The 14060-nt window shown below is 71.4% G+C and carries 13 protein-coding genes; 9 read left to right on the forward strand and 4 right to left on the reverse strand.

All coding sequences use genetic code 11. The features are described 5' to 3' along the window. Positions 1-4: 4 nt before the first annotated feature. The 7 genes from WME79_RS03265 (at position 5) to WME79_RS03295 (ending at position 6017) form a co-directional block, all read left to right on the forward strand. Positions 5-559 carry an OmpA family protein gene (locus WME79_RS03265; RefSeq protein WP_437531730.1) on the forward strand — a complete coding sequence of 185 codons (555 nt, stop codon included), beginning with the start codon at positions 5-7 and terminating at the stop codon, positions 557-559. Positions 560-709: 150 nt separating this feature from the next. After that, entirely contained in the window at positions 710-1450 is a 741-nt protein-coding gene (locus tag WME79_RS03270) for a MotA/TolQ/ExbB proton channel family protein (RefSeq protein WP_437531733.1), read from the forward strand. Between the two features lie 21 nt (positions 1451-1471). Beyond that, positions 1472-1969, forward strand: coding sequence for a biopolymer transporter ExbD (locus WME79_RS03275; protein ID WP_437531735.1), 498 nt, complete (start codon positions 1472-1474; stop codon positions 1967-1969). Beyond that, positions 1966-2826, forward strand: coding sequence for a TonB C-terminal domain-containing protein (locus tag WME79_RS03280; RefSeq protein ID WP_437531737.1), 861 nt, complete (start codon positions 1966-1968; stop codon positions 2824-2826). Before WME79_RS03275 ends, WME79_RS03280 begins: the two co-directional genes overlap by 4 nt. Continuing rightward, positions 2817-4151 carry a tolB protein gene (locus tag WME79_RS03285; RefSeq protein WP_437531740.1) on the forward strand — a complete coding sequence of 445 codons (1335 nt, stop codon included), beginning with the start codon at positions 2817-2819 and terminating at the stop codon, positions 4149-4151. Before WME79_RS03280 ends, WME79_RS03285 begins: the two co-directional genes overlap by 10 nt. A 322-nt stretch (positions 4152-4473) precedes the next feature. After that, complete coding sequence (locus WME79_RS03290; protein ID WP_437531743.1) at positions 4474-5046, forward strand: hypothetical protein; 573 nt, start codon at positions 4474-4476, stop codon at positions 5044-5046. Between the two features lie 389 nt (positions 5047-5435). Continuing rightward, positions 5436-6017: a hypothetical protein gene (locus WME79_RS03295; protein ID WP_437531746.1), complete on the forward strand. Its 582-nt coding sequence runs from the start codon at positions 5436-5438 to the stop codon at positions 6015-6017. Between the two features lie 260 nt (positions 6018-6277). Here the strand turns inward: WME79_RS03295 and WME79_RS03300 are convergent, their stop codons facing one another. From WME79_RS03300 to WME79_RS03315, 4 genes are all read right to left on the reverse strand, one after another. After that, positions 6278-7963 carry a protein kinase domain-containing protein gene (locus WME79_RS03300; RefSeq protein WP_437531749.1) on the reverse strand — a complete coding sequence of 562 codons (1686 nt, stop codon included), beginning with the start codon at positions 7961-7963 and terminating at the stop codon, positions 6278-6280. A gap of 262 nt (positions 7964-8225) precedes the next feature. Then, positions 8226-9053, reverse strand: coding sequence for a bifunctional hydroxymethylpyrimidine kinase/phosphomethylpyrimidine kinase (gene thiD, locus WME79_RS03305; RefSeq protein WP_437531752.1), 828 nt, complete (start codon positions 9051-9053; stop codon positions 8226-8228). 240 nt (positions 9054-9293) lie between these two features. Continuing rightward, entirely contained in the window at positions 9294-10442 is a 1149-nt protein-coding gene (locus WME79_RS03310) for a hypothetical protein (protein WP_437531755.1), read from the reverse strand. A gap of 112 nt (positions 10443-10554) precedes the next feature. Continuing rightward, positions 10555-10794, reverse strand: a complete 240-nt coding sequence (locus tag WME79_RS03315; RefSeq protein ID WP_437531758.1) for a hypothetical protein — start codon at positions 10792-10794, stop codon at positions 10555-10557. 202 nt (positions 10795-10996) lie between these two features. On the opposite strand from WME79_RS03315, the gene WME79_RS03320 reads away from it, so the two are divergent. Both WME79_RS03320 and WME79_RS03325 read left to right on the forward strand, forming a co-directional pair. Further along, positions 10997-11791, forward strand: a complete 795-nt coding sequence (locus WME79_RS03320) for an ABC transporter ATP-binding protein (protein WP_437531761.1) — start codon at positions 10997-10999, stop codon at positions 11789-11791. Continuing rightward, on the forward strand, positions 11788-13983 hold the full coding sequence (locus WME79_RS03325; RefSeq protein ID WP_437531764.1) for an ABC transporter permease subunit/CPBP intramembrane protease: 2196 nt from the start codon (positions 11788-11790) through the stop codon (positions 13981-13983). Before WME79_RS03320 ends, WME79_RS03325 begins: the two co-directional genes overlap by 4 nt. The last annotated feature ends 77 nt before the right edge of the window (positions 13984-14060 follow it).

Below are 14060 nucleotides of genomic sequence, written 5' to 3' on the forward strand. Positions count from 1 at the left end.
CGGCATGCCCATGACAAAACTGCCTGCGTTGATCCTCGTGGTCTCGGCGCCCCTAGCCGCCTTCGCGGCCGGCTGCGGCTCCGATCCGCAGCCGCCGGCGAATGTCGCCAGCGATGTCGCGCCCCCTCCGGCGGCGAAGACCGCCGCCGCGCCTGCCCCGAAGCAGGACACCGCGAAGCCGACGAGCGGATCGATCCGCATCGACGACAAGATCCTCAAGGCCTGCGGCGATCTGCCGACCGCCCGCTTCGCGTTCGACTCGACGGCGATCGAGGGCGAGGCGGCTGGCGTGCTCGACGCGCTCGCGCGCTGCTTCGTCTCGGGTCCGCTCAAGGGCAAGGGGATGAAGCTCATCGGCCACGCCGACCCCCGGGGCGAGACGGAGTACAACCTGGGCCTCGGCCAGAAGCGCGCCGGCAGCGTCGCGGAGTACCTCGGTAAGAAGGGCCTCGAGCAGGGCCGCATCGCGACCTCGTCGAAGGGCGAGTTCGAGGCGACCGGCACGGACGAAGAGGGCTGGGCGCGCGACCGGAAGGTCGACATCCTGCTTGCGGACTGAGCGCCGCGCCGCGTGCGGCGCTGGGCGATATTGAAGAGGGCCACGGCCGCGCTTCCAGGCGAGAGAGGGGGCCGCGGCCGCAAACTCCACCGAACGGGGCCGCGCGTGCGGAACCCTGACGAGCCGACTCCCTGACCCGAAGAGATCGAAATGGCCTTCTTGCAAAGCGCCCCTGAGCCGGCGACGGCGGTCCCGATCAAGCTCGATCCCGTCTCCCTGGTCCTTCACGCCTCCGGTCCCGTCTTCCTCGTCGTCTGGCTGCTGATCTTCGCGGCGATCCTGGTCTGGGTGATCGCCGTGCTCAAGGTCCTCCAGCTCGCGCGGCTCGCCTCGCAGCAGGCGCGGTTCGAGCAGGAGTCGGCGCACGCCCACTCGCCCGATCAGCTGTTCGCGCTCGCGCAGCGGCACGCGGACGCGCCCGGCGCCCGCGTCGTGATGGAGCTCAGCCGCCGCGTCGGGACGAGCCGGCTCCTCGACTCGATCGCGAAGCGGGCGATCGTGACCGAGACGCAGCGCGCGAGCGCGCTCATGCCGACGCTCTCGTCGATCGCGGCGGCGTCGCCGTTCATCGGCCTGTTCGGCACGGTCTACGGGATCATGGACGCGTTCCTCCGCATCGGTCAGCAGAAGAGCGCGTCGCTGCCCGTCGTCGCCCCGGCCATCGGCGAGGCGCTCATCGCGACCGCGATCGGGCTGTTCGCCGCGATCCCCGCGGTCATCGCCTACAACGGGATCAACAAGCGCATCGACGACCTGCTCGCCGCGCTCGAGGCCGCGAGCGAGGGCTGGGTGGAGATCGCGTCGCTCTCCGCGCGGGGGATGCAGGAGTCCATCCCGCTGGCGCTCCAGCGGTCGAGCGACCGGCCCACGCCGGTGATGCCGAAGGGCTGAGGGGCAGGGCCGATCATGGGCATGTCGGTCGGTGGAGGGCGCAGGCGGCGGGGCGGCGGCGGTTTCAGCGACATCAACGTCACGCCGCTCGTGGACGTGATGCTCGTGCTCCTCGTGGTGTTCATGGTCACGGCCCCGCTGCTCACGGCAGGGCTCCGGGTCGAGCTGCCCAACGTCTCCGCCGAGGAGGCGCCGACGAAGGACACGAAGCTCGTCGTGACCGTCACGAAGGAAGAGAAGATCCTCTTCGGCGAGGACGACGCGACCGCCGACATCGAGGGCGTGCTCGCCTCGAACGGGCGCGTGCAGAAGGAGAAAGAGCTCTACATCCGCGCCGACAAGGACGCCCGCTACGGCGCCGTGGCGCGGGTCGTCGCCGCCGCCCGGGCCGCCGGGGTCGAGGGGCTGAACCTCCTCGTCCAGCCGGAGATCGAGCCGGAGGGCGCGCCGCCGCCGCCCGGGGGATCGGCGCCGCGGCCCGGGGGAGCAGCGCCTCGGCCGGGGGGATCGGCGCCGTGAGCACGGCTGCGGCGCGCGCGCCCGGACCGAGGACGCCGCCGGGTCAGCGCCGGCCGGCGAGCGACTTCCGCCCGCGGGACATCGCGCTCGCCCTCGCGGTGGCTTTGGCCGTGCAAGCGGGGGCCGCCGTCGCGGTCAGCCTGGCCGATCTCGCCGTGCCCGCGGCGGCGCCCGAGATCGACAAGGGGCCGAGCGTCCCGGTGAAGGTCGTGCCGGTGCTCGACATGGACACGCCGCTGCTCAAGCTGGGCGGCAAGCGCGACAAGATGAAGCTGCCCGACCGGTGGGTGCGCCAGACGCCCAAGCCGCGCGTCGAGCAGAAGGCGTTCGTGTCGCCGAGCGCGGGCAAGACCGAGGCGGACATCCCGCCCCCGGAGGTCAAGATCGCCGACGCGGGCACCCCGCCGCCGCCGCCCGACGCCGAGATCGCGAAGCAGGTCGACACCGAGCTCGATCCGAAGACCGACGCTGCCCCGGCCGCCAACGTCGACCAGGAGGGCCACGAGGACGGCGTGAAGGAGGGGACCGAGACCGATCCCCTCAAGGCGCGCGCGGTGGATCTGTACCTGGCCCGCATCGCGGGCTGGTTCTCGAGCAGGTTCCGCGTGAACGGCTCGGGGCTCCCGCCGGAGGAGCTCACGAAGCACAAGCCGCGCGCGGTGATCGTCCTGTCGGACGGGCAGATGGTGAGCTACACGCTGACGCCGAGCGGGAATCCCGCCTTCGACGCCGCCGCGCAGGCGACCCTCGAGGCAGCGAAGGGGCAGTCGCTGCCGCCGCCGCCCGAGAACTATCCCAACCTCGGGCAGAAGCAGGTCAGCGTCACGTTCGTCTGTAGAGAGACCACATGCGACTAGCTCGATACGCCCTCGGCGTCCTGGCGCTCGCCGCCGCCGCGCTCGCCACTCCCCCTGCTCCTGCGCAGGCGCCGGCCTCCTCGGCGGCGCCGCCCAACCCGGATGAGCTGCTCGGCCACATCACGGTCGTGGCCGGCGCGACGCGCCCGCTCCCGAAGATCGGCGTCCTGCCGTCGCTCGTATCGGACCCCGAGGACGTGACGATCCACAGCGTGGTCCGGCGCGATCTCGAGCTGTGCGGCGAGTTCGAGGTGCTACCCGACAGCGCCGCGCCCGACGGCCTGTACCTCTCCGACAGCCCGGTGGATGTGAAGGCGTGGTCCGCGAAGGGGGTCGAGGCGGTCGTGAGCGTGAGCGGCAAGAAGGTCGCCGCTGACAAGGTCGAGCTCGTCGGCCAGGCGTTCCTGGTGAACCGCGGGCAGGCTCCGGTGTTCGACAAGAAGTTCATCGTGCCGCTCCGCGACGTGCGCTTCGAGTCGCACCGGGTGGCCGACCAGCTGATCGGCGCCCTCACCGGCCAGAACGGCGGTTTCGCCAGCCACATGACGTTCGCCTCGGGCTCGGGCTCGCTGCGACGCGTCTTCACGATCGACGCCGACGGCCATGACGCCAAGGCCGTCTCGCCGCCCGACCAGACCGCCATCGCCCCTGCGTTCGGGAAGAACGAGCAGCTCCACTACGCGGCGAGCGTGAAGGGCGACGAGTACAAGGTCTTCACGCCCGCCGGCGGCCCGCTCCCGCTGCCCGTGAAGGGCTCGGTCTACGGGATCGCGTTCTCGAAGGATCGCGCCCAGGTCGCCCTCAGCGTCGGGGTGGGGTCGACGATCAAGCTGTTCTCCGGGCCCGATCTCCAGAGCATCAAGCCGGCGTCCGAGGTGGAGATGGCGCTCCACCCGGTGTTCACGCCGACCGGCAAGCTCGCCTTCTCCGGCGAGGGCAGGTACGGGCAGCGCATCTACGTCGGCGGCAAGGCGATCTCTCCGGACGGGCTCTTCGCCTCGGCGCCCACGTTCTGCAACCACCCCGACGGCGTGAAGGCCGTCTATGCCGTCGGCGTGGGAAAGAACACCGATCTCGTCGCCTCGGGGGAGACGGGCGGCGGCCTCGTGCGGTTGACCCAGAATCAGGGCAGGAACGGGTACCCGGCCTGCAGCCCCGATGGGCGGCTCGTGGCGTTCTTCTCCACGCGCACCTCCGGCGAGGGGCCAGGGCTCTACGTCATGCGCGTCGACGGGCAGCGCCCGAAGCGCATCTCGAACCTCCTCGGAGACTCGCTGCGCTGGGATCCTCTTCCGCCCGGCAAGGCCGTCGAAGCGAAGAACTGACGCGGGCGAGCCGCGGGGCACGGCCCGGACATCCGGCGTGTGTCCGATCGAGGGCCGCCCGCATCGTGGCTGAGCCAAGCGTTCTCTCCCCGACAACTTTTTACGTCCCGACACGTCTGACGTGGGTAGTTCCTGCGCGCCCTCCCGCGCCCCTGCTGCGAGCGAAGGTGAAGGAGACCGCGCACGCAGCCCCGCTTCCTTGGCCCACCGCGTCGGTCGCGGTTAGCCTCCGGACTGCTCAGGGGGAGAGTTGGCTGGAAAATTGCACCGAAACTGGGACGAACCGCCCTGGCCAGCCAGCCAAGAGGAAATGGAGAAGTGCATGGTGTCGAGCCGTATCTGGACCGCCATCGCGATCGTCTGGGCCTTCTGCGCCGGTGGCTGCAGCCAGGTGGCGGCGGTTCAGGAAGCGAAGATCAGCGAGCAGGGGGGGTTCAGGAACCCGGAGCACCGGCTCGCCGCGGCGGAGGACGGCGGTTACTGCAGCGCCGAGGTGCTGCGCTGGCAGTACGATGAGCCTGGGGCGACGCTCCGACTTGCCGATGCCCGTTTGATGCTCGACTGCTGTGGGAAGCGCGCGATCCACGTCGAGAGAATCGACAGCCTCTTCGAGGTCACCGAGCGGGACGCGCCGGACGGCGCCGGAGGTCGCTGCAGCGAGCAGTGCGCCTTCGATCTGTCCGTCGGCGTGCACGACGTCCCGCAGGGCGACATTTACGTGAAGCTGCTGCGCGACGTCGTCGATCAGCAGGGTGGCCCGGCCGTGATCTGGAGCGGCTCCCTCGATCTGGGCGTCTCCGCCGGCGCCGTCGTCCTCGACGAAACCCCCGCGGAAGCCGGCTGCCAGGCGAAGGGCTCCCCGCGCCAGCGCAGCAAGACGGTCGCCGCGCGATGAGGCGCTGAGCCCACGCTCCCCGGATCGCTCCGCAGCACCTCGCGCCCGCGGTCGACAGGGGGAGAGCTCGCGAATCTCCCGCCGCGCAGCTCGGTTCGCGATGGGTGGGATGGCGGAGCAGGTCGACCGACCATGACGTTCATGGTCAGAGAATCGGGCTAATTCTACCACTTTCGCCTGGACAAGGTTTCCAGAAACCCGTAGATCACACTCGAATGTGCGTGCAGCTGCTCCGGGGTGCGGCGTGCGTTCGCACCTTACGTACGTCGGCTTGCAGCTGAATCCCTAGGCGCAGGTAGCGGACACGTGAAGCGCGTTTCTAGAGGCCCTGGTTCTTTGTCTTTGGGCGTATTTAAACAGTGTCGCGGGACAGCCAAGGAAGTCGGGGCATGAAGTACCTGGGGGTCTGTGGAGCGCTTGCAACGGTGGGGTCGCTGCTTGCTCTGAGCGCGTGCCTTGAGGCGGAGCCCGCGCAGGTGGGGCTCGTGAGCGAGGCCGGCGGGTTCGTGGAGCCGGAGCGGCGGCTCGCCTCCGAGGGGGAGGAGAGCTACTGCGGGGCCGAGGTCCTGCGCTGGCGCTACGACCGGTCGAGCGGGGCCCTGAAGATCGCGAACAGCCGGCTCCTGCTGAACTGTTGCGGCCAGCGCGCGATGCACGTCGACAGGATCGACAGCATCTACGAGATCACCGAGCGGGACGAGCCCGACGCGGCGAATCCGAGGTGTGATTCGGTCTGCGCGTTCGACTTCGCGGTGGCGATTCCCGAGGTCGCCCAGCACAAGGTCTACGTGCGGCTGCTGCGCGACGTCGTCGACGCCCAGGGCAGCGCAGAGCTCATCTGGCAGGGCGAGATCGACGTCCGGAAGTCCACCGGCGAGGTGGTGCTCGATCGCGTCGCCGCTCCGGGCGAGGCCTGCAGCGGGCCGTCGCAGCAGCCGCTCACCGCGCAGCAGCCGCTCGCCGTCCAGTAGCCGTTCGCCGTCCAGTACCGCTTGCTGCTCCGAGCTGGGAGCGGCCCCGTCGCGCAAGAGCGCTCGCAGCGTGCACAGGGTGCAGGCGCTGCGCGGTGTGCTGCCGGCGCGGTGCGCTTGGTGATGGGCTCCGTCTCTTCGTGACGGACCACGCGCTCGAGCCACGGCCCAGTAGTTGAGCGACGGTCGAGCCACGGCCCTGCGGTTGAGCGACGGCCCGGTGGCTGAGCGACGGTCGAGCAACGACCCGGCGGCCTGCCTCAGTCGATCAGCGTGCGCGCGGGGCGGCCAGGCTCGCACTTCACGAGCGTGGCGGTCAGCTCGAGCGTCTCGGGGAGCGTGCCCTGCACCTGCGCGACGACCTGCTCGACCACGTGCTGGGCCTCGTCCAGGTTGGGACCGACGATGGAGACGACGAACGTGAGCGGGCCGGTGCGCCCTGCCGCGGCCGGCGTCAGGCTGAGCAGCAGCGTCTGGGTCAAATCGACGACCTGAAGCGCGGCCTTACGCAGCGCGAGCATCTCGAGGATCGTCGGTCGCAAGCTCACGAGGCCGTTCTGGCCGCGGAGCTCGAAGCGCGCGATCTGCATCGGCACCTCGGCCCACTCGGCGAAGAAGCCGTCCTCGTCGATCGCCTTCATCAGGTACTCGCGCACGAGCAGCCCCGTGAGGCCGTCGCGCCGGGCGAGGTAGCGCTTCGCCTTGTCGTGGTGCGGCGAGTCGGGCCCGAACGTGACCACCATGAGGCGGCACTCGCCGAGCTGCACCTCGGCACCATGGAGCAGCGAGACCTGCGCTTTGCGCTCGAAGGGGAAGTCCGCGTACGTGCCGTTGGTGCTGTTCAGATCCTCGACCAGCCAGGAGCCCGTCTGCCAGCGAAGGAGCGCGTGTGAACCGGAGACGGTCGCCTCGGCGAGGACGAGGTCCTGATCGCTGCGGCGGCCGATGGAGAGCACCGGCTTCTGCAGCGGGAACAGGGTGGAGACGCTGTCGGGCGCGTTCGTGGCGTACGTGATGAGCAGCGACTGCGCGCCGGGCGTGAACTGCGTCTTGATGGCCCGCCCAGGCGCGGGGCCGGGATCGATGCGCTCGCGCGGCAGCTGGATCGGCGCAGTCGTGGTCTGCGTCGGGTTGAAGAACCGCATGTGCCGCGCCTGCGGGCGCATCTGCGGATCCGGGTTCAGCGCGCGGAAGATCTGCCTGATCTCGTCGTTCGTCAGCGCAGCGGGCACGTCGAACGTGATCTGCTGCTTCATCGTCTTGAGCCGCGGCTTGTAGCCGGGCTCGGGGACGCGGCAGGTCCACATCTCCCAGAGCGTCAGCGCCGCGGCGTAGACGTCGTCCTCCGGGCTCGCGCCGCCGCTGCGCAGCCGCTCCGGCGACATGTAGTGAGGCGTGCCGCCGTCCGGAGGCGCGCCCGGCTTGCGCACGGCGGCGCGGGCGCGCTCCTTCGCGAAGCCGAAGTCGAGGATGACCGCGCGATCGTCGGCGACCATCACGTTGCCGGGCTTCAGATCGCCGTGCACGAGCCCCTGCTGGTGGATCGCGGCGAGCCCCGCGCAGACGTCGGTCGAGATCTTTCGGAACTCGTCGGCGCTGAACCCGCCCGACGTCTTGCGCTTGCGGATGTGGTTGTGGAGCGTCTGCCCGGGGATGTACTCCATCACGAGGATGGGCCCCCACGGGCTCGGCGCGAGGTCGTGCACGCGGCAGACGTTCGGGTGGCGGGCCTTCTGCGCGAGGATCACCTCCTGTCGCAGGGCCTCGTCGTCGCCGGGCATGGCGGAGGCCTCGGGCACCACCTTGAGCGCCACCTGCTGCTGGGTCAGGCGGTCGAAGGCCAAGAACACCTCGCCCATGCCGCCTTTGCCGATGCTCTTCAGGACCTCGTAGCGGTCGTTGATGACCGTTCCGACGTCGATGGGAGGGAGGGGATCTTTGGTCACGGCCACGGGCGCACGAAGGGTGAGGAAGAGCTCCGCGACGGCGCCGAAGGAGACGCGCCGGGACGCCGATACGGACTGCGCGCAGGGTCGTCCATTCGAGCGCCGGGCGCAACGAGTCGTTGCACAAGCGCTGCAGGCGGCCCGTTCGGCGCCGCACGGGACCGCCCCGCCGCTCCTGCGCAGAGCCGCCTGGCCGCCGTGCGGGGGCCGCGGCGCGCAGCCGCGGCGGCCGTCCACAGACGCGCGCGGCGCGCCGCGCTGTTCAGGGGAACGGCCGCGCCGTGTGGGCGTGGTTCAGCGGTCCGTGGCCCTGGCCGAGCCCCGGCGCGGAGCGCATCGCCTCGCGGAGGTAGCGCCGCGCGCGCCCGATAGCCGGGACGAGGGCGAGGCCCTGGGCGAGGCCAGCGGCGATGGCCGAGGCGAGCGTGCAGCCCGTGCCGTGGGTCGCGCGCGTCTCGATGCGCGCGTCCTCGAACAGCTGCTCGCCCTCCGGCAGCCCGGAGGCGCCGGGCCCCGGCGCGGTCCGGAGGACGTCGACGACCGTCGCGCCCGGGAGGTGGCCCCCCTTCAGCAGCACGGCGCGCGGCCCCATGGCGAGCAGCTGCGCGGCGGCGCTGCGCATGGCGTCCACGCTGTCGATGACCACGCCGGTCAGCGCCTCGGCCTCGGGGATGTTCGGCGTGAGCAGCGCGGCGAGCGGCAGGAGCCGGGCGCGCAGGGCGCCCTCCGCGTCGGGCTTCAGCAGCCGGGCGCCGCCCTTGGCGACCATCACTGGGTCCACCACGAGCGGCGCGCCGCGGCCGAGGCGCTCGTAGACGCGCGCGACCTCGTCGATGACCTCGGCCGAGTGGAGCATCCCGGTCTTGATGGCGTCCGCGCCGATGTCGTCGAGCACGACCTCCATCTGGCGACCGATGAAGTCGGGGGGCACCGGGAATACGGCGTCGACGCCGCGGGTGTTCTGGGCGGTGAGCGCGGTGATCGCCGTCGCGCCGAACGCGTCGAGCGCGGTGACCGCCTTGAGATCGGCCTGGATTCCGGCGCCGCCGCCCGAGTCGGACCCGGCGACGATGAGGACGCGTCCTTTCATGGCGTGCTCCGGCGGCGGGCTGTTGCGGAGGCCGGTCGGCCTCCGCGCAGCAGGTGCGCTGGGAGAGCGGGGAGCGAGCTGCGAGAGGCGCGCATGGCGAGCGCGCAGGGTGTCCTGAAATGCAGCGAGTGGCGAGGGGGTTCTTGCTGGCGGCGCGCGAGGGCCGCGGGCCGCCGGTCGGGGAGGCCGGGGCGGCGGCAGATCGAGCGCTCTGTGCGCCGCTGCGAACCCGGCCGCGCGTCAGAGGCCAGCGCGCACGATCTCACCCGACATCGGGCTCCCGGGCAAGCCGCGGTTGGACCAGTAGACGAAGCCGTTCCGGAGGCGGACGCTCGTCGGCCGCGCCTGGTTCGAGGCGATGACCCGAGGGCCGCCGCCGCACCCGTCCAGCGGACACATCTTGACGACGCCGTCTGCGCTCATGCCCGTGCCGAGAGCGGTCCAGTACACGCCTGTGGGGCCGACAGCCATGCTGCTCAACGACGGCTCGCCCTCGATAAAGGTGGTCGGGCTGCCGCCGCACCCGGTCTTCTTGCACGCGAAAATGGTATTCTTGGCTGCATTCATCACGTAATGAATCCCGTCGTGGATTGCCATGACGACGCCGTGCTCGGCGTGGAGCTGGATCGCGCCGTCGGCATTGCCGGGATCGCAGAAATAGACGCCTCCAGGATCGGTGGCGTGGGCCCAGTAGACGGTCGTCCCATCCATGACGAACGAACGGATCCCGTCCGCGCTCACGCAGCGGATCCGCGCGCATTGGCCGTTATCGCACTCGAGGACATCGAATTTGTCCGAGATGCGCGCCACGCCGTCATCGCTCACCTGGATCTGATTCAGGTTGCCCACGATGGACTCCAACACTTCCACCGGCGACTTGCCGAAACAACCGGCCGCCGGGCATCTGTAGTAACGGCGCGACCCTCCATCGTTCGGGGAGCTCAGCCAGTGAACAAAATTCGGATCCACCCCGATGAGGTACGGAGTGGCGATGACGGCGCTCGTGGGAGGCCCGAGCCCCTCGGCGAGGACCACCGGAGCCGGGCAGCCTGCCAGGGGGCAACGCAGCAGCGTGGAGGTGGAGAGGATGAAGACGCTCTGGTCGTCGACCGCGATCGAGTACGGGTCGTCAAGGCCCGTGGCGACGACCTCTGGCGGCAAGGGGGGCGTGTCCCCTCCGCCAGCTCCGCCGGTTCCTCCTCCCCCGCCGTCGCCGGCGCTCACGCCGCCGCCGGTCCCGCTGCCGACCGGCGACGCGCCGCCGCTGCCGGTCGGCGACGCGCCGCCGGTCGCGCCGCCGCCGCTGCTGTCATCGCCGAACGAGCGCTCCGCCGGCGAGCAGGCGACTGCCAGGAAGCCGGCCGGGAAGGCCGCCGCGCCGAGCATCACGAGCGATATCGTTAAGAGCTGTTGCCGCATCGGCGACAAGTATGCCACAGCGCGTGCCGAGCGAGGCGACCACGGCTGGGGAGGGTGCCTGATCGCGCTGGAGGCCTCGGCGTCAGTAATGCTTGTCGAGGACCGCGGGATCCTTCGTCGTCGCGAAGACCGTGTCGCAGCGCCGGCACCTGTACTTCACCTTCGTCGGCCGGGCCGAGATCCCGAACGCGAGCTGGATGTACCCGAGGACGCGGTACTCCGCCTCGGCGCTCACCATGTAATGATCGCGACCGTGGCCGCAGGGGCACTGGACCGGCTCGGACGTCGTACGGTTGCGATAGGGCATCGAGGACGTTGGCATGGACGTCAGCGTAGTCTAGGGGGCCCGCGGCGGACGTCGAGGGGCGGCGCTGCCACGCTGCCTGGACGGAGACTGGACGGAGACTGGACGGAGACGGCCGGGCGGCGCGAGCAGGGGAGCGGTGCGCCGGGGCCGCGCTGCGTGCGGGCCCGTACGAACGGCGCTTTGCGCCGCGCCGCGGACCGAACTAGGAGACGCTTCCATGCGCCCCGCCCTGTGCGCCGAGCGTCTGGTGAAGCGGTACGGCGCCGTCACGGCCGTGGACGGGGTCGATCTCGCCGTGCACGCCGGGGAGATCGTCGGGCTGCTCGGGCCGAACGGCGCGGGCAAGACGACGACCCTGCGGATGCTCGCCGGCATCCTGTCGCCGGACCAGGGGCAGATCCTGGTCGGCGGCGTCGACCTGGCCGCGAGGCCGCTCGAGGCGAAGCAGCGCCTCGGCTTCCTCTCCGGGGACACGCAGCTCTACCAGCGGCTCACGCCCCGCGAGGTGCTCCGCTACTTCGGTCGGCTGTACGGCATGGAAGAGGCGGCGCTCTCGCGCCGGATCGATGCGCTCGTGGCCGACCTGGAGATGGACGCGTTCGCCTCGCGGCCGTGCGGCACGCTCTCCACGGGGCAGAAGCAGCGCGCCAACATCGCGCGCGCGTTCCTCCACGAGCCCGAGGTGCTCATCCTCGACGAGCCGACCACCGCGCTCGACATCCTCAGCGGCCGCTTCATCGTCGCGTCGATCCGGCGGGAGCGCGCTGCGGGCAGGGCCATCCTCTTCTCGACGCACATCATGAGCGAGGCCGAGTACCTCTGCGACCGCATCGCCCTCATGCACGAGGGGCGCGTCGTCGACGCCGGCACCCTGCCCGAGCTCCTCGGGCGGTCCGGCACCACGAACCTGACCGACGCCTTCCTCCACCATGTGGAGCGGAGCCGCCCGAGCGCCGCGCGCGATACGCCCGAGCGCGCCGGCGCGCCCGCGCCGGGGGCTGAGGCGCCGTGAGGCTCGCCATCGTCTGGACGATCCTCCGCAAGGAGCTCGTCGAGTCGCTCCGGGATCGGCGCACGCTCGTGCGCCTCGTCGTGGTCCCGCTCCTCCTCTATCCGCTCTTCGCGCTCGCGATGAGCAAGCTCGTCGGCTTCGAAGCGGCCGCGCGCGAGGCGCGCCCGTCCAGGATCGCGGTCTGGGGCGAGCTCGCCGAGGGCCTGCAGACGAGGCTCTCGGCGGCGGGCAAGATCGAGCTCGCGCCGTGGGCCGGCGCGCCCCCCGACGTGCGCGAGGGGCTCCTCTCCGGGGCGCTCGCGCCGCCGGTGGAGCCAGCGCCCGCGCCGGACGAGGGCGAGGCGCCGCCCCCCGAGGCCGAAGCCGAGCCGCCGAGGTGGATCGAGCCGGAGAACCCCGTGCTCGCCGCGGCGCGCGCCGCCGTGAGCGAGCGCAAGGTCGACGCGGTGCTCATCCCGTGGCCATCGCTGGGGGCCGAGCTCGGGCGCGGCGGGAAGGGCGCCGTCGCGATCTACTTCGACTCGGTCCGCGCCGACTCGGCGACGGCAGAGGCGCGCCTCGAGGGCGCGCTGCGGCGCGCCCGCACGGCCATCGTCGCGGATCGAGAGGCGGAGCGCGGCCTGCCCGAGGGGTTCTCGCGCGCGTTCGACGTCGTGCCGCGCGACGTCGCGGCGGACAGCCGCAAGGTCGGCCAGATCCTCGGCGCGATGATGCCGATGCTGCTGATCCTGATGTCGCTCCTCGGCAGCTTCCTCCCGGCGATCGATCTCACGGCCGGCGAGAAGGAGCGCGGCACGATGCAGACGCTGCTGTGCGCGCCCGTGCGGCCCATCGAGATCATCTCGGGGAAGTTCCTGGCCGTGTGGGTCATCTCGCTGCTCACGGCGCTCGGCAACGTGGTGAGCATGTCGCTCACGGTGAGCCGGTTGCTGCCCGACGCGATGGTCGTCGGCCCCGGCACCTTCGCGCTGACGTTCGTGCTGCTCGTGCCGGTCACGCTCCTGTTCTCGGCGCTGTTCCTCGCGCTCGCCGTGTTCGCGAAGGACTTCAAGGACGGTCAGAACGCGCTCATGCCGGCGTACCTGCCGCTCTCGCTGCTCGCGGGCATCACGGCCCTGCCGGTGGTCGAGCTCAACCCGTGGACGGCCTACGCCCCGGTCCTCAACATCGCGGTGCTGATCAAGGCGCTGTTCGTCGGAGAGGCGCCGGCCGATCTCCTCTTCACGGCGCTCGTCTCCTCGGCGCTCTATGCCTGCCTCGCGCTCCTCTTCGCCGCGCGCGTCTTCGAGCGCGAGAGCGTGCTCCTCGGGGGGCACGAGTCGGCGCGCGCCGTGCTCGGCCTGGGGCGCCGGGCCGGCGGGGCGCCCTCGACGAGCTTCTCGCTGGTGGCGTTCGCGGGCGTCCAGGTGCTCTTCTTCTATGGCAGCCTGCTCATCGCCCGCACCAGCGTGGCGGTCCAGCTCGCGGTCTCGCAGGTCGGCTTCTTCCTGGTCCCGACCCTCGCGCTGGTCGCCGGCTTCGGCTACTCGCCGCGGGCGACGCTCGGCCTCAGGCCGGCCTCGGTCCGGGGCCTCGCCGGGGCGCTGCTCCTCGGGGTCGCGGCGTGGGCCGCGATTGGCGGCACCGTCCTCCGGTGGTTCCCCGCGCCGGAGCCCTTCGCCCGTGAGCTAGGCGAGCTCGTGCTGCTCGGCGGGCAGCCGTACCCGATCGTCCTGCTGCTCGTCGCCGTCACGCCGGCCGTCTGCGAGGAGCTCCTGTTCCGCGGCCTCGTCTACGCAGGCCTGCGCCGCGCCGGGCCCGCGGTGGCGATCGGCGTGTCGGCGCTCCTCTTCGGGCTCGCGCATGGGTCGGTGTACCGGCTCTTGCCGACGTTCTCGCTCGGGCTGGCGCTCGGCTATGCGCGCCACCGCACAGGCTCCGTTTTGCCCGGGGCGCTGCTTCACGCCCTGAACAACGGGCTCGCGGTGTCGCTCCTCTATTTCAAGCCGTCGTGGGCGCAAGGCGTCCTCGAAGGAGAGCTCCTGCCCTGGAGCGTGACGTTCGCAGGGATGGTCGTCTCGCTGGCCGGGCTGCTCCTGCTCCGGTTCTCGGCGCCGAGCGCGCCGGAACCGGAACCGGAAGAGAATGCGAAGATGGACGAGCGCGGGCGTCGCGGGGGAGCGGCTGGCGGAGGCAGCGCGGCACAGGGCTGAGGCTGGCGAACGCGGCAGTGGTGTGGGCGAGAGCGCCTGAATGGGAATCGCGCACCTTGCGCCGGCCGCTCGCGGCG

The sequence above is a fragment of the Sorangium sp. So ce726 genome, assembly GCF_051521405.1.
Taxonomy (GTDB): domain Bacteria; phylum Myxococcota_A; class Polyangia; order Polyangiales; family Polyangiaceae; genus Sorangium.